This window comes from Marinobacterium arenosum, from assembly GCF_019795155.1.
GTDB classification, from domain to species: Bacteria; Pseudomonadota; Gammaproteobacteria; order Pseudomonadales; family Balneatricaceae; genus Marinobacterium_C; species Marinobacterium_C arenosum.
Window position 1 is genome coordinate 36,636 of sequence record NZ_JAILYN010000021.1, and the last position, 14,072, is coordinate 50,707.

The 14,072-nt window shown below is 60.2% G+C and carries 17 protein-coding genes; 16 read left to right on the plus strand and 1 reads right to left on the minus strand.

Annotation, left to right across the window (positions count from 1 at the left end; translation table 11 throughout):
* The gene (locus K6T12_RS11230; RefSeq protein WP_222222487.1) at positions 1–1,026 is read left to right on the plus strand and encodes a S49 family peptidase; all 1,026 of its coding nucleotides are present in this window, start codon (positions 1–3) and stop codon (positions 1,024–1,026) included.
* Between the two features lie 101 nt (positions 1,027–1,127).
* Here the strand turns inward: K6T12_RS11230 and K6T12_RS11235 are convergent, their stop codons facing one another.
* Positions 1,128–1,706, minus strand: a complete 579-nt coding sequence (locus K6T12_RS11235; protein WP_222222489.1) for a Maf family protein — start codon at positions 1,704–1,706, stop codon at positions 1,128–1,130.
* Between the two features lie 168 nt (positions 1,707–1,874).
* Between K6T12_RS11235 and K6T12_RS11240 the strand changes: the two genes are divergently transcribed.
* The 15 genes from K6T12_RS11240 to K6T12_RS11310 all read left to right on the plus strand — a co-directional run bounded on the left by K6T12_RS11240 (position 1,875) and on the right by K6T12_RS11310 (position 14,033).
* Positions 1,875–2,405, plus strand: coding sequence for a YceD family protein (locus K6T12_RS11240; protein ID WP_222222491.1), 531 nt, complete (start codon positions 1,875–1,877; stop codon positions 2,403–2,405).
* 26 nt (positions 2,406–2,431) lie between these two features.
* Positions 2,432–2,614, plus strand: coding sequence for a 50S ribosomal protein L32 (rpmF, locus tag K6T12_RS11245; RefSeq protein ID WP_222222492.1), 183 nt, complete (start codon positions 2,432–2,434; stop codon positions 2,612–2,614).
* Between the two features lie 3 nt (positions 2,615–2,617).
* On the plus strand, positions 2,618–3,631 hold the full coding sequence (gene plsX / locus K6T12_RS11250; RefSeq protein ID WP_222222494.1) for a phosphate acyltransferase PlsX: 1,014 nt from the start codon (positions 2,618–2,620) through the stop codon (positions 3,629–3,631).
* Positions 3,632–3,741: 110 nt separating this feature from the next.
* On the plus strand, positions 3,742–4,674 hold the full coding sequence (gene fabD / locus K6T12_RS11255; protein WP_222222496.1) for an ACP S-malonyltransferase: 933 nt from the start codon (positions 3,742–3,744) through the stop codon (positions 4,672–4,674).
* Positions 4,675–4,698: 24 nt separating this feature from the next.
* A complete protein-coding gene (gene fabG / locus K6T12_RS11260; protein WP_222222498.1) occupies positions 4,699–5,442 on the plus strand; it encodes a 3-oxoacyl-ACP reductase FabG in 744 nt (247 codons plus the stop codon).
* Between the two features lie 171 nt (positions 5,443–5,613).
* Positions 5,614–5,847, plus strand: coding sequence for an acyl carrier protein (gene acpP, locus K6T12_RS11265; protein ID WP_188862345.1), 234 nt, complete (start codon positions 5,614–5,616; stop codon positions 5,845–5,847).
* A 93-nt stretch (positions 5,848–5,940) separates the two neighbouring features.
* Positions 5,941–7,179 carry a beta-ketoacyl-ACP synthase II gene (gene fabF, locus K6T12_RS11270; RefSeq protein WP_222222500.1) on the plus strand — a complete coding sequence of 413 codons (1,239 nt, stop codon included), beginning with the start codon at positions 5,941–5,943 and terminating at the stop codon, positions 7,177–7,179.
* Positions 7,180–7,232: 53 nt separating this feature from the next.
* The gene (gene pabC / locus K6T12_RS11275; RefSeq protein ID WP_222222502.1) at positions 7,233–8,054 is read left to right on the plus strand and encodes an aminodeoxychorismate lyase; all 822 of its coding nucleotides are present in this window, start codon (positions 7,233–7,235) and stop codon (positions 8,052–8,054) included.
* Positions 8,038–9,072: an endolytic transglycosylase MltG gene (gene mltG, locus K6T12_RS11280; RefSeq protein WP_315853598.1), complete on the plus strand. Its 1,035-nt coding sequence runs from the start codon at positions 8,038–8,040 to the stop codon at positions 9,070–9,072. Before pabC ends, mltG begins: the two co-directional genes overlap by 17 nt.
* Before the next feature lie 2 nt (positions 9,073–9,074).
* On the plus strand, positions 9,075–9,716 hold the full coding sequence (gene tmk / locus K6T12_RS11285) for a dTMP kinase (protein WP_222222506.1): 642 nt from the start codon (positions 9,075–9,077) through the stop codon (positions 9,714–9,716).
* Positions 9,713–10,717 (plus strand): DNA polymerase III subunit delta', encoded by a 1,005-nt coding sequence (locus K6T12_RS11290; RefSeq protein WP_222222508.1) that lies wholly within the window; start codon positions 9,713–9,715, stop codon positions 10,715–10,717. The genes tmk and K6T12_RS11290 overlap by 4 nt, the downstream gene beginning before the upstream one ends.
* A gap of 4 nt (positions 10,718–10,721) precedes the next feature.
* The gene (locus K6T12_RS11295) at positions 10,722–11,072 is read left to right on the plus strand and encodes a PilZ domain-containing protein (RefSeq protein ID WP_222222510.1); all 351 of its coding nucleotides are present in this window, start codon (positions 10,722–10,724) and stop codon (positions 11,070–11,072) included.
* A 37-nt stretch (positions 11,073–11,109) separates the two neighbouring features.
* Positions 11,110–11,883 (plus strand): TatD family hydrolase, encoded by a 774-nt coding sequence (locus K6T12_RS11300; protein ID WP_222222512.1) that lies wholly within the window; start codon positions 11,110–11,112, stop codon positions 11,881–11,883.
* A 9-nt stretch (positions 11,884–11,892) separates the two neighbouring features.
* Positions 11,893–12,780, plus strand: coding sequence for a radical SAM protein (locus K6T12_RS11305; RefSeq protein ID WP_222222514.1), 888 nt, complete (start codon positions 11,893–11,895; stop codon positions 12,778–12,780).
* 152 nt (positions 12,781–12,932) lie between these two features.
* On the plus strand, positions 12,933–14,033 hold the full coding sequence (locus tag K6T12_RS11310) for a malate dehydrogenase (RefSeq protein WP_222222516.1): 1,101 nt from the start codon (positions 12,933–12,935) through the stop codon (positions 14,031–14,033).
* The last annotated feature ends 39 nt before the right edge of the window (positions 14,034–14,072 follow it).

Below are 14,072 nucleotides of genomic sequence, written 5' to 3' on the forward strand. Positions count from 1 at the left end.
GTGTCTGAAAATCATTGGGACGAGCGAGAAAAGAACCGTAATGAAGCCGAAGAGGCGTTGGCCCGGGTGCGCTCCGAAAGCAAAGGCCGCGAGTGGCAGTTGCTGGAGAAAGTGGTCAGCGGTATCTACGTGGAGCAGCGCCGTGCCCGTCGCTGGGGGATCTTTTTCAAGGGGCTGACCTTTCTCTATCTGTTTGCGCTGCTGGGGCTGTTCTTTGTCGGCAACCAACTCGGTGAAAGCGACAAGGCGGTCGAAGTGCATACGGCGGTGATCGAAGTCGCCGGGCCGATCGCGGCAGATGAGGATGCCAGCGCTGATAACCTGGTCGGTTCGCTACGCGAAGCGTTCGACGAGCCGAAGGCCAAGGCGGTGGTGCTGCGGATCAACAGCCCGGGCGGCAGCCCGGTACAGGCCGGCTATGTCTATGACGAGATTAAGCGGCTGCGTGCCCTGCACCCTGAGAAGAAGGTCTATGCGGTGATTGCCGATATGGGGGCCTCCGGTGCCTACTATATTGCGGCGGCAGCGGACGAGATCTATGCCGACAAGGCCAGCCTGGTCGGCTCGATCGGCGTGACCGCATCGGGTTTTGGCTTTGTTGAATTGATGGATAAGCTCGGTGTCGAGCGCCGCATCTACACCGCTGGCGAACACAAGGCGTTTCTGGACCCATTCAGCCCCGCCAACGAACGGGAAGGTAGGCTCTGGCAGGAGGTACTCAACACCACCCATCGTCAGTTCATCGAACAGGTCCGGCAGGGGCGCGGCGAGCGGCTGACGCCGGATGACCGGCTGTTCAGTGGCCTGGTCTGGACAGGCGAGCAGGCGCTGGAATTGGGCCTGGTCGATGGACTGGGTTCGACAAGTTATGTAGCCCGGGAGCTGGTCGGCCATGAGAAACTGGTCGAATACATGCCCAAGCGCCAGCCCTGGCAGGAGATCGTGGACCGGCTGGGGGCCAGTTTCGGCAAAGCGCTGGCGACCGAGCTGGGAATCAGCAACAGCAACGGTATCCGTCTGCAATAATTGATGACCAATGGATAAAAAACGGCCCCGCCGGTCTGTGCCGGCAGGGCCGTTTTTCCATATGGCTTCTCTGTATGGCTGACCGGCCTGGTGAGACAGAGTTAGAGAATCTGGATATCCTCATTTTCCAGCATCCGCACCAGCCGAATCAGTGGCAGGCCGATCAGGGTGTTCGGGTCCTCGCCTTCCAGTCGGTCGAACAGGGCAATCCCCAGCCCTTCCGATTTGAAGCTGCCGGCACACTGATAAGGTTCTTCGGCACGCAGGTAATTCTCAATCATCCGTTCATTCAGACCACGGAACTGGACCTTGAACGGAATTACCTCACTTTGCACTCTGCCGGTTTGGGCGTTTAGCAGTGTCAGCCCGGTCAGGAAACTGACCTTTCGTCCGGAAGCGTTGTGCAGCTGCTTGACCGCCCGTTCATGGGTCAGCGGCTTGCCGATGATCTCTCCGTCCAGCACCGCTACCTGGTCGGAACCGATAATCAGCGCATCGGGGTACTGCTGAGCGACCGCCTGGGCCTTTTCGGTCGCCAGCCGTTCGACCAGTTCGGCCGGCGTTTCGTCCGGGCGGGCGGTCTCGTCGATCTCCGGAGCGCAGGTTTCATAACGCAACTGCAGCTTATCGAGAATGGCGCGACGGAAGGGCGAGCTGGAGGCCAGGACCAGAGTTTGCATTTATTGAATCCATTTCTTTCGGGTAACGGGTACTGAGAGTAACATATAGCTGTAGGTCGGTGACGCCCGTTAGCGGATTTGTTCCGTGAATACGGTCGCTTGCCGCTATTGATAAAACCCAGCTAAGGCTTTGACAGACAGGGCTTTCGGCCCTAGAATTGCGCGCTTATGTCGTACGGTCCATTACCGAAAAGAATTGACCCGCGAAAGCTTGCTGAGCGGGAAGTGCGGTTTGAGAGTTCCGTTGACGTTGATCAGTTGCCGCGACTGGTGGAGTGCCTGGCTCTGCCGGACGGTAAAATTGAGGTTGATCTTCAGTTCAGCGTTGATGAACAGCGAATTCGCACCATTGTTGGCAGTGCCAGGGGAGATCTCCATATGGCCTGTCAGCGCTGCCTTGAACCGGTTGAAGTAGAAGTCGCAGCGACATTCAATCTGGCAATCGCGGCCAGCGAAGAAGCGGCGAAGCAGTTGCCTCGCTACTACGATCCGCTGATCGTTGAGGACGAAGAGATTGAGTTGCTGCCGGTCCTCGAAGAGGAGTTGATACTGAGCTTGCCCATGGTGCCATACCACCAGGACTGCAGTATCCAGACTTCTTTCGGCGACGATGCCGGGGCAGTTGACGCGGATGGTGCTGAAAGCGCATCCGAGAAACCGAACCCATTTAGTGTATTGGCTAAGTTGAAAGGCCAATAAGACGTTGAACTAGGAGCTATTGAATCATGGCAGTACAGCAGAACAAAAAGTCTCGTTCTAAGCGTGATATGCGTCGTTCCCACGATGCGCTGAGCAACCCGACTCTGTCTGTTGACCCGACCACTGGCGAAACACATCGTCGTCACCACGTGACTGCCGATGGTTTCCTGCGCGGTAAGCAGGTCATCAGCAAGCAGGGCGACGAATAAGTCTTGCCTGACTATACCATTGCAGTCGATGCGATGGGCGGGGACTTCGGTCCCCGCGTTACCGTTCACGCAACGGTAGAGGCGCTGAAGCGCCATCCCCACCTTAAGGTGAGCCTGGTCGGCCACCGCGATAAGATCTCCCCGCTGTTGAAACGGCTCAAGCCGGATCTTGCCAGTCGCTTGGCGGTTGTCCATGCCGATGCGGTTATCGAGTGTGATGAAAAGCCGTCCCATGCCTTGCGGCACGGACAGGCCTCTTCGATGTATATCGCCCTGAATGAAGTCGCCGCAGGTCGAGCCAAGGCCTGTGTTAGTGCCGGCAATACGGGGGCGTTGATGGCACTCGGGCGTCATATCCTTCGCACGCTGCCCGGTATTGACCGGCCGGCGATCATCTCGGCAGTGCCGACCCTGACCGGCCACAGCTATATGCTGGACCTGGGTGCCAATGTCGACTGTAGCGCCGAGCATTTGCTGCAGTTCGCCATCATGGGCTCGGTGATGGTGCAGGCGGTCGAGCGCAAGGCGGCGCCGTCAATCGGTCTGCTGAATATCGGCCAGGAACAGATCAAGGGCAACTCTCAGGTGCGGCTGGCGTCGCGGCTGATCGAGTCCCACGACGAGTTGAACTATATCGGTTACGTCGAAGGCGACGATCTGTTTTCCGGCCGTGCCGACGTGGTGGTCTGTGACGGTTTTGTCGGCAATATCGCGCTGAAGAGCAGCGAGGGGCTGGCCCGGTTGATTGGACGTAAGGTGCGCGCCAGCTTCAGACGCGGACTCTATCGACGCCTTTTGGCCTTCCTGGCGCAGCCCGCGCTGCTCGAGCTGCAGCGGCAGATAGATCCTTCCCGTCAGAATGGTGCCAGCCTGCTCGGCTTGCAGGGGATAGTCATCAAAAGTCACGGCGGCGCCAACCGGCGCTGTTTCCGCTATGCGCTGGATCACGCGGTGGCCGAGATCGAGATGGGCGTGCCCGACCGTATCAGTCAGCAGCTGGAGCGCCACCTCGCCTGAATGCCGGGCCGGCGCGCTGTTAAAGCGTGACGAATAATGTAAACTACGCCTCCTATCCACCCGTCAGGCAGACGGGAATGATCATCGAATTGCTATAGATAGAGGAATCTATGTCGCAGTCCTTAGCATTTGTTTTCCCCGGTCAGGGTTCTCAGCAAGTTGGTATGCTGGCGGAGCTGGCCGAGGCGCACAGTGTTATCACCGATACCTTCGCAGAAGCGTCCGAAGTCCTGGGGTACGACCTGTGGGCCTTGGTGCAGAACGGTCCGGCGGAAGAGCTGAACAAGACCGAGAAAACCCAGCCTGCACTGTTGACCGCCGGCGTAGCCCTGTGGCGGCTCTGGCAACAGCAGGGTGGTGCGACCCCCTCTATCATGGCCGGTCACAGCCTGGGCGAATATACCGCACTGGTCTGTGCCGGTGCCATCAGCTTTGCCGACGGCGTCAAGCTGGTACAGTCCCGCGGCGAATACATGCAGCAGGCGGTGCCGGCAGGTACCGGTGCGATGGCGGCCATCCTGGGGCTGGGTGATGCAGAGATCCAGCAGGCCTGTGCCGATGCCGCGCAGGGTGAAGTGGTCTCGCCGGTTAACTACAACTGCCCGGGCCAGGTGGTGATTGCCGGCCAGAAAGCGGCGGTTGAGCGTGCCATCGAAGCGTGCAAGGCGGCCGGCGCTAAGCGTGCGGTGCCGCTGCCGGTCAGCGTCCCCTCCCACTGCGAACTGATGAAGCCGGCGGCCGAACAGATGAAGCAGGCATTGGCGAATATCACCGTATCCGAGCCGGAAATTCCGGTAATGCAGAACGTCTCGGCGGCGCTGCCGGCTTCAGTCGATGAATTGAAAGAAAACCTGCTGGCCCAGCTGTACAGTCCGGTACTCTGGACCAACAGTGTTCAGGCGATGGTAGAGCAGGGTGTTGAACGGACCGTCGAGTGCGGCCCGGGCAAGGTACTTTCCGGCCTGAACAAGAAGGTACATAAACCGCTGGCGGTAGCTGCGATCGGCGATCTTGCCGGTTTGGAAAAGGCGCTGGGCGAGTAACCACCGGTTTGAAGGACAAAGCATATGAGCATTGAAGGTAAAGTGGCGCTGGTAACCGGCGCAACCCGGGGGATCGGCAAGGCGATCGCCGAAGAACTGGGGCGTCAGGGCGCCATCGTGGTGGGTACCGCGACCAGCGAGAACGGCGCAGCGGCGATCAGCGACTACCTGGCCGCCAACGGTGTGCAGGGCAAGGGGCTGGTGCTGAATGTCGCCGATGCCGACTCCGTGGACGCGGTGCTGAAAGCGGTACAGGAGGAGTTCGGGGCGGTGGCCGTGCTGGTCAACAACGCCGGCATCACCCGTGATAACATCATGATGCGGATGAAGGACGATGAGTGGGATTCGGTGCTGAATACCAACCTGACCTCCGTCTTCCGCGTCGTAAAAGGCTGTCTGCGCGGCATGACCAAGGCGCGCTGGGGGCGTATTATCAATATCAGTTCCGTGGTGGCATCCATGGGCAACGCGGGTCAGGCCAACTACGCCGCCGCCAAGTCCGGTATGGAGGGCTTCTCCCGTGCGCTGGCGCGCGAGGTGGCTTCCCGCAACATCACGATCAACTGTGTGGCGCCCGGCTTTATCGATACCGATATGACCAGTGGGCTGCCGGAAGAGCACAAGGCCAGCCTGCAGAACCAGATTCCGATGAACCGTCTCGGCCAGCCGGAAGAGGTTGCCGCAGTGGTTGGTTTCCTGGCAAGCCAGGGTGGCGCTTATGTCACAGGTGAAACGATCCATGTCAATGGCGGAATGTATATGTCCTGATCCCGCGGGGGCAGGAATTGTTTTTTCCGTCGAATTGTTGATAATGGGCCGTCAAACTGAGTTCTAATCGTTCACGCCATCACGCTTGATAGGGCGCGATGGGTTCGAATACAATCCCGACTCACATCCATCCCTGGGATGTGATGGTGTTGATAAGAAATAGGAAGAGTTATGAGCAACATTGAAGAGCGCGTAAAGAAAATCATCGCTGAGCAGCTGGGCGTTAAAGAGGAAGAGGTAACTAACGAAGCTTCTTTCGTTGAAGATCTGGGCGCGGACTCTCTGGACACTGTAGAACTGGTTATGGCGCTGGAAGAAGAGTTCGAAACTGAGATTCCGGACGAAGAAGCAGAGAAAATCACCACTGTACAGCTGGCAATCGATTACATCAACGCACACCAGTAATCGAATCCGCTAACAGCAGATTCCCTGAAAAGCCGCACTATGGCACATAGTTGCGGCTTTTCTTTTGAGTGAAGGAATGTAACTGGAGAAGATATGACTCGTCGGCGTGTAGTAGTAACCGGTCTGGGCATGTTGACCCCGGTGGGTAACACTGTGGCGCAGAGCTGGGAAGGGATCCTGGCAGGCAACAGCGGTGCCGCCCCTATAGAGCACTTTGACGCATCCCAGTTTGCTACTCGGTTCGCTTCGTCGGTCAAGGCATTCGATGTCAGCGAATACATGAGCGCCAAGGAAGCGCGTAAGATGGATCTGTTCATCCAGTACGGCATCGCCGCGGCGCAACAGGCGCTGGCTGATTCCGGCCTGGAGGTGAATGAATATAATGCCGCTCGCATCGGTTGTGCGATCGGCTCCGGCATCGGCGGCCTGCCGATGATCGAAAAATCCCACGAGTTGCTCTGCAACAGCGGTCCGCGCCGCATCTCGCCGTTTTTTGTACCGGGCAGCATCATCAACATGATCGCCGGCCATCTGGCGATCCAGCACGGTTTCAAGGGCCCGAATATCGCCATCACCACCGCCTGCACCACCGGTACCCACAATATCGGCCAGGCGATGCGGATGATTCAGTATGGCGATGCCGACGTGATGTTGGCAGGTGGTGCCGAGATGGCGACCACCCCGTTGGGTATAGGTGGCTTTTCCGCTGCCCGCGCGCTGTCTACCCGCAACGATGATCCGCCAGCCGCCAGCCGCCCCTGGGACCGCGACCGCGACGGCTTCGTGCTTGGCGACGGGGCCGGTATCCTGGTGCTGGAAGAGTACCAGCACGCCAAGTCACGCGGTGCAGAGATCTATTGTGAACTGGCCGGCTTCGGCATGAGCGATGACGCCTATCATATGACCGCCCCGCCGGAAGGTGGCGAGGGGGCTGCACTGGCGATGGACAATGCGATCCGCGATGCCAGCCTGAACCCGGAGCAGGTGCACTATATCAACGCCCACGGTACATCCACCCCAGCGGGTGACGAGGCCGAGTCCAACGCGGTCAAGCAGGTGCTGGGGCAGGCGGCAAAGCAGGTACGGATCAGTTCCACCAAATCGATGATCGGGCACCTGCTCGGCGCCGCCGGTGCGGTCGAGGCGATCTTCTCGATCCTGGCGATCCGCGACCAGGTCGCACCGCCGACCATCAACCTGGATAACCCGTCCGACGGCTGCGACCTCAACTACGTGCCTCACCAGGCGCAGGAGGCGGTGATCGAAACGGCGATCTCCAACTCCTTCGGTTTCGGCGGCACCAACGGTACACTGGTATTCCGTAAACTCTGACAACTTGCGGGTACGGCCGATGGCTGGCTGTGCCCCTGATTACTGAGAGCTGCATGAAAACCTGGCTCAATGGCCAGCCCGCCGGCCAGATCAGTCTACTTGACCGCGGCCTGGCTTACGGTGATGGCCTGTTCGAAACCCTGCGCATCGACAACGGCCGGCCACTCTGGCTGGCGGCCCATCTGGCTCGGCTGACCGAAGGCCTGCAGCGGCTCGGTTTCCCGCTTGAGGTGGTGGAGCTGCTGAAGGCGGACCTGCAGCAGATTCCAATGCCGGACGACGGCGTATTGAAACTGACAATCACCCGCGGTGCCGGTGGCCGGGGCTATCGGCTGCCGGAGCAGCCGCAGTGCAGCCGGATTATCGCGCTGGGGGAACTGCCACAGTTCGTCGGTCGGCCAGCGGAGCAGGGCGTCAGGGTTCGTCACTGCCAGACCGGACTGGCGATCAACCCCGCACTGGCCGGTCTCAAGCACCTGAACCGCCTCGAGCAGGTGATGGCGCGCCAGGAGTGGCAGTCAACAGAGATCGCCGAAGGGCTGGTATGCGACCTCGACGGTTTCCTGGTCGAGGGTACCATGAGCAACCTGTTCTGGTGGCGCGACGGCGTGCTCTATACGCCGGATCTGAGCGGCAGCGGCGTGAGCGGTATCATCCGCAATCAGCTATTACAGATTGCCGAACGGCATGGTATCGAGACCTGTGTCGGCCGTTTCCGCCCGGATCAGCTGGCATCGGCCGATGAGCTCTTCATCTGCAACAGCCTGATCGATATCTGGCCGGTGGTCCGCCTGGATGAACAGCGTTGGCCAATCGGATCTATAACCCGGCAACTTCAGCAGTGGCTGCAGCAGGAGAGTGGTATTGAAAGCTAAGTTACTGTCGGCGCTGGCACTGCTGGTGCTGTCGGCTGCATTGGCGGCAGCCTGGGGCTGGCAGAGTTATCAGCGCTTCCTGGCCGCTCCGCTGCCGATCGAAGAATCGACCCTCTATCATCTGGAGCGCGGTAGCAGCTTTTCGCAGCTGATGGCAGACCTGCAGCTGCGCGGTTGGTTGGCGCAGCCGCTCTATTTCAAGCTTTATGCCCGCCACAGTGGCCTTGGCCGGAAGCTGAAGGCCGGTGAGTACCAGCTGGAGCCGGGCATGACGCCGGTCAGGTTGCTGCAGCGGCTGACCTCCGGTCGCTCGGTACAGCACCGCTTCACCATCGTCGAAGGCACCACCTTCAGCGAGCTGCGCGCCCAGCTATTGGCCGATGAACGGTTGCAGCACGCGTTGCCAGGGCTGTCGGATGAGCAACTGCTGGAAAAACTGGCCAGCAAGGCGGCACACCCGGAGGGGTTGTTCCTGGCCGAGACCTACCAGTTCCAGCGTGGCGACAGCGATCTGGACCTGTTGGTGCGGGCTCATCAGCACCTGACCCAGGTGCTTGAGGACGCCTGGCAGCAGCGGACCGAAAAGAATGCTTATCGGCAGCCCTATGAGGCGCTGATCATGGCGTCGATTGTCGAGAAGGAGACCGCCCGTGCCGATGAGCGGCCACGTATCGCCGGTGTCTTCGTACGCCGGCTTGAGAAGGGGATGCGTCTGCAGACCGATCCCACCGTGATTTACGGCCTGGGGGAGACCTTCGACGGCAACCTGACACGCAAAGACCTGCGTCGTAAAACTCCGTATAATACGTATGTAATCAAAGGGTTGCCGCCAACACCTATAGCGATGGTTGGCGAGGATGCGATCCGTGCCGCGCTGAATCCGGCGGATGGCGAAGCGCTTTTTTTCGTCGCCCGCGGCGACGGCAGTCACGCTTTCTCGGTAACCCTGAAGGAACATAATCGCGCCGTGCGCAAGTATCAGCTGCAACGGCGCAGCGATTACAGGTCGAGCCCCTGAATATGAATACACAGAAGTCCGGTCGCTTTATCACCATCGAAGGCATCGAAGGTGTCGGCAAGACCACCAATATCGAGTTTGTCCGCCAGTGGCTGGCAGAGCGCGGTATCGAGGTGATCATGACCCGTGAACCGGGCGGCACGCCGCTGGCGGAAGAGTTGCGGGCGCTGTTGCTCAGTCCCCGTGATGAGGAGGTCAGCCATGACACCGAGCTGCTGTTGATGTTCGCCGCCCGCGCCCAGCACCTGAACCAGGTGATCAAACCGGCCCTGCAGCGGGGCGCCTGGGTGCTGTGCGACCGTTTCACGGACGCCACTTATGCCTACCAGGGAGGGGGGCGCGGCTTGGATACCACGCCGATCGAAACGTTGGAGCAGCTGGTGCAACAGGGCCTGAATCCGGATCTGACACTGCTGCTGGACCTGCCGGTGGAAGTGGGGCTGCAGCGCGCCAATCAGCGCAGCGCGCCGGACCGTTTCGAGCAGGAGAAACAGGCGTTCTTCGAGCGGGTCCGTGCTGCCTATCTGGAGCGGGCGCAAAACGCGCCGCAACGGTTCCGCATTATCGACGCCGAACCGGCGCTGGCGCAGGTCCAGCGGCAGATCGCCACCGTGCTTGGCGAGTTTCTGGAGGCGCACCGATGAACGAGCGCGCGCAACCGGTGGAGCTCTATCCCTGGCTCGAGGAACGCTGGCGCTACCTGTTGAATCTGCACGGTCAACGTCGACTGCCGCATGCGCTGATGATCAACGGCGCGGAGGGGATCGGCAAAGGGGGCTTTGCCACGCTGCTGGCCCGCTATCTGCTCTGTCAGCAACCGGTGAACGAACAATCCTGCGGTCAATGCCGTAGCTGTCAACTGAATGCGGTGCAAGGGCATCCCGATCTCTACCGGCTGGAGCCGGATGAGCCGGGCAAGCCGATCAAGGTGGATCAGATTCGCGAGCTGACCGATTTCATCTACAGCACGGCCCAGCAGGGCGGCTACCGGATCGTGATCATCAATCCGGCCCATGAGATGAACGTGGCGGCCGCAAACGCATTGCTGAAAACCCTCGAGGAACCGGGCCGCGATACGGTGCTGATGCTGCTGACCCATCGGCTCGGTCAGGTGATGCCGACCATCAAGAGCCGCTGTCAGCGGGTCGATATGCCGCTGCCTGCGCACGCGCTGGCCGCTTCCTGGGTGCAGCAGCAACTGTCGGTCGATACCGAACAGGCAGCGCGCTACCTGGCGATGGCCAATGGTGCTCCGCTGGCGGCGCTGGGTTTCGCCGACGAAGAGACCCGTCAGCTGCGCCAGGAATTGATCAAGGGGCTGACCGATCTGCTCAAGCAGCGCCGGTCGGTGATCGAGGTGGCCGGCCAGTGGCATAAGCTGGATCTGGAAAGGCTGCTAAGCTGGTTACAAAGCTTGGTAGCCGATCTGGCGCGGGCGGTGCTGGTCGGCGACGGAGCGCTGTTGCGTCAGCAGGATGCCGGCAATATGCTCAAGGCGTTGGCTAAGCGGGTGCCGGCGGACAAGCTGTTCCGCTACGCCGAGCAATTGGCCGAGGCGCGCAAGAGCCTGATGCTACGGCAGAACCCGAACAAGCAGCTGTTGATGGAAACCCTGCTTGCCGGCTGGATCGAATTGGTGAGGTAACTGGATGACAGCGGCACAACGTGGCGGTAACGGCATACTTTCTCTGGTGGTCGAAGACAAAGAGAGCCTCTACCAGGCCTATCTGCCCTATATCAAGAATGGCGGTCTGTTCGTGGCTACCTCGGTTCCCTACCAGCTGGGCGACGAGGTGTTCCTGCTGCTCAGTCTGATGGACGAGCCGGACAAGCTGCCGGTCGCTGGCAAGGTGGTCTGGGTAACTCCCGTTGGAGCCCAGAACGGCCGCCCGGCGGGGATCGGCGTTCAGCTTTCCAGCGAAGACGCCACCCTGGTTGCCAAGATCGAAACCTACCTGGCTGGCGCGCTGAACTCCGGTCGCAAGACCAACGCACTCTGAATTTTCTCCACTACGATTTCCGGACAGTATTCCCACTATGCTGATTGACTCCCATTGCCACCTGGACCGGCTGGACCTGACTCCCTATGACGGAAACCTGGACGCGCTGCTGCGGGCTGCACGCGACCGGGGGGTATCGCGGATGCTCTGCGTATCGATCGATCTGCCGCAGTTCGAACAGATGTATGAGGCTGTCAGCGGTTATGCCGACGTCGACCTGTCGGTCGGTGTTCATCCGCTGCACGTCGAGGAATCGCCGGTAACCGCCGAACAGCTGGTCGAGTTGAGTAAGCGGCAGGGGATTGTCGCACTGGGCGAGACCGGGCTGGATTACTACTACCAGACCGACAGCAAGGCTGCTCAACAGCAGTGCTTCGTCGAACATCTGAAGGCGTCGCGCAGCACCGGCCTGCCGCTGATCGTACACACCCGGGATGCGCGCGACGACACCATCGCGTTGATCCGTGAGCATGGCGACCCTCAGGTGGCAGGTGTGCTGCATTGCTTTACCGAAAGCTGGCAGATGGCGGAGCAGGCGTTGGAGCTGGGTTATTACGTCTCTTTCTCCGGCATCATCACCTTCCGTAACGCCGAAGCGCTGCGCGAGGTGGTCCGACAGATGCCGATGGAGCGACTGCTGATCGAAACCGATGCGCCTTACCTGGCGCCGGTACCGCACCGGGGCAAGAAGAACGAGCCGCAGTATGTCTACGAGGTCGCCCAGCTGGTAGCCGAACTGAAGGGGCTGACGCTGCAGCAGGTGGCCGATCAGACCGCCGACAACTACCGGACCCTGTTCCATCGTCGTTGAGGCCCCAGCATGTATATCTACCCGCCCGTCCAATATATCGAGCCGCTGTTCCGGCCGCCCAGCGAGGCCAGCTCGCTGATCCTTCAGGTCACCAACGGCTGCAGCTGGAACAACTGCACCTTCTGCGAGATGTACACCGAGCCGCAGAAGAAGTTTCGTCCCAAGGACGAGCGACAGGTGCTGGAGGAGATCCGCGCCTGTGGCGCACAGCTGGCCGGCGTGCGGCGGGTTTTCCTGGCCGATGGCGACGCAATGGCGCTGTCGGTGCGACGGCTGCGCACCATCCTGCGGGCGATTCGCGAGCACCTGCCGTCGGTGAGCCGGGTATCGGCCTACTGCCTGCCGCGTAACCTGCGCAAGAAGAGTGTCGAAGAGCTGCAGGAGCTGCGCGAACTCGGCCTGTCGCTGTTGTACGTCGGTGCCGAAAGCGGTGACGACCTGGTGCTTGAGAAGATCCAGAAAGGGGAGAGCTACCAGAGCACCCTGGATGCGTTGCTGAAGATCAAGGCCGCCGGCATGAAAAGCTCGGTGATGATCATCAATGGCATGGGCGGTGCCCGTTACAGCGAGCAGCACGCACTGAACTCGGCACGGCTGGTCAATGAGGCTCAGCCGGATTACCTGGCAACCCTGGTACTGTTTTTCCGCCAGGGAGACCGCAAGGTGGTGGAGGGGTTCGGTGGTGATTTCCGGATGTTGGACCGGCTTGGACTGTTCCGTGAGATGGAGCTGCTGATCGGTCGCACCGAGTTGGAACGCACCATCTTCCGGAGCGATCACATCTCGAATCACCTAGTATTGAAGGGCGTGCTGGGCCGCGATAAGCCGCAGCTGCTAGATCAGATTCGCCAGGCGATCAGTACCGGCGACGGCCAGATAGCGCTCTGTCGTGAATAGGAAAGAAATCTGCAATAAAGGTCGTTTTGAGTCATTTCGCTGCAGATCGAATATAGATCCCGTCATTTAATTTTAATCTGGTTGTTGTTTTCTTAACTCTCCTCGTTATACCTTTGTCTAAAACAATAAATCTATAACTATGGAGTTGAGAGATGAGACGGCCTGTACGTATTGCAATAACCGGTGCCGCCGGCAGCATAGCCAACAACCTGTTGTTCAAGATTGCCTCCGGCGAAATGATGGGCAGGGACCAACCGGTAATCCTGCAACTGATCGAGGTGCCCCAGGCGATGGAAGCACTGCGCGGTATCGCCATGGAGCTGGAGGATTGCGCCTATCCGCTGCTGCACACCATTACCCTGCACGATAACGTCGAAGACGGTTTCAACAACGTGCACTATGCGCTGCTGATCGGCGCGCGGCCGCGCGGCCCCGGCATGGAGCGTCGTGACCTGCTGGAGGTCAACGCCGAGATCTTCACCCGCCAGGGGCGGGCATTGAACGACTTCGCCAACCGCGACGTCAAGGTGCTGGTCGTCGGCAACCCGGCCAATACCAATGCGCTGATCGCCAGCCGCAATGCGCCGGACCTGAGTCCCTCCCAGTTCACCGCGCTGACCCGACTGGACCATAACCGTGCCCGCGGTATCCTGGCCAACCACACCGGCGCCAATCCGAAGGATATCCGCCGGGTGGTGATCTGGGGCAACCACTCCACCACCCAGTACCCCGACCTGCATCAGGCGACCGTGCTGGAGCAGCCGGCGATGGAGCAGATCAACGGCGACTGGTACCGAGAAGTTTTCATCCCGAAAATCCAGGGCCGTGGTGGCGAGATCATCAAGGCCCGCGGCGCTTCTTCGGCCGCCTCCGCCGCCCAGGCGGTGGTCGACCATATGCGCGACTGGGTGCTGGGTACCGAGGTTGGCGAGATCGTCAGCATGGGTATCGTCAGCGACGGCAGCTACGGTATCGCCAAGGGGATTATCTACTCCTTCCCGGTGCGTTGTGACTACGGCCGCTACCAGATCGTGCAGGGGCTGCCGATCAACGAGTTCAGCCGCGAGCGGATGACCGCCAGCGAGCAGGAGCTGCTGGCCGAGCGGGAGATGGTCGAGCACCTGCTGCCGGCGGAAACCGCCGCATCCCATGAAGATCTGTCGATCTGCCTGCGCTCGGGGGTGACGCTGTACGCCGACGGCACCGGCCCGGCCAATAACAGCAAGTACCTGTCGACCAACCGCGTCATGTAAAGCGGCGTCATAGCTGCTAAGCTGCCTCCATCATCTGAT

Bases quoted from the DNA above. Each gene is read 5' to 3' on its own strand.
- pabC (WP_222222502.1), top strand. From the start codon at position 7,233: ATGAAAACCTGGCTCAATGGCCAGCCCGCCGGCCAGATCAGTCTACTT.
- K6T12_RS11290 (WP_222222508.1), top strand. From the start codon at position 9,713: ATGAACGAGCGCGCGCAACCGGTGGAGCTCTATCCCTGGCTCGAGGAA.
- K6T12_RS11310 (WP_222222516.1), top strand. From the start codon at position 12,933: ATGAGACGGCCTGTACGTATTGCAATAACCGGTGCCGCCGGCAGCATA.
- K6T12_RS11295 (WP_222222510.1), top strand. From the start codon at position 10,722: ATGACAGCGGCACAACGTGGCGGTAACGGCATACTTTCTCTGGTGGTC.
- K6T12_RS11300 (WP_222222512.1), top strand. From the start codon at position 11,110: ATGCTGATTGACTCCCATTGCCACCTGGACCGGCTGGACCTGACTCCC.
- K6T12_RS11235 (WP_222222489.1), bottom strand. From the start codon at position 1,706: ATGCAAACTCTGGTCCTGGCCTCCAGCTCGCCCTTCCGTCGCGCCATT.
- acpP (WP_188862345.1), top strand. From the start codon at position 5,614: ATGAGCAACATTGAAGAGCGCGTAAAGAAAATCATCGCTGAGCAGCTG.
- fabG (WP_222222498.1), top strand. From the start codon at position 4,699: ATGAGCATTGAAGGTAAAGTGGCGCTGGTAACCGGCGCAACCCGGGGG.
- fabD (WP_222222496.1), top strand. From the start codon at position 3,742: ATGTCGCAGTCCTTAGCATTTGTTTTCCCCGGTCAGGGTTCTCAGCAA.
- K6T12_RS11240 (WP_222222491.1), top strand. From the start codon at position 1,875: ATGTCGTACGGTCCATTACCGAAAAGAATTGACCCGCGAAAGCTTGCT.
- K6T12_RS11305 (WP_222222514.1), top strand. From the start codon at position 11,893: ATGTATATCTACCCGCCCGTCCAATATATCGAGCCGCTGTTCCGGCCG.
- tmk (WP_222222506.1), top strand. From the start codon at position 9,075: ATGAATACACAGAAGTCCGGTCGCTTTATCACCATCGAAGGCATCGAA.
- fabF (WP_222222500.1), top strand. From the start codon at position 5,941: ATGACTCGTCGGCGTGTAGTAGTAACCGGTCTGGGCATGTTGACCCCG.
- rpmF (WP_222222492.1), top strand. From the start codon at position 2,432: ATGGCAGTACAGCAGAACAAAAAGTCTCGTTCTAAGCGTGATATGCGT.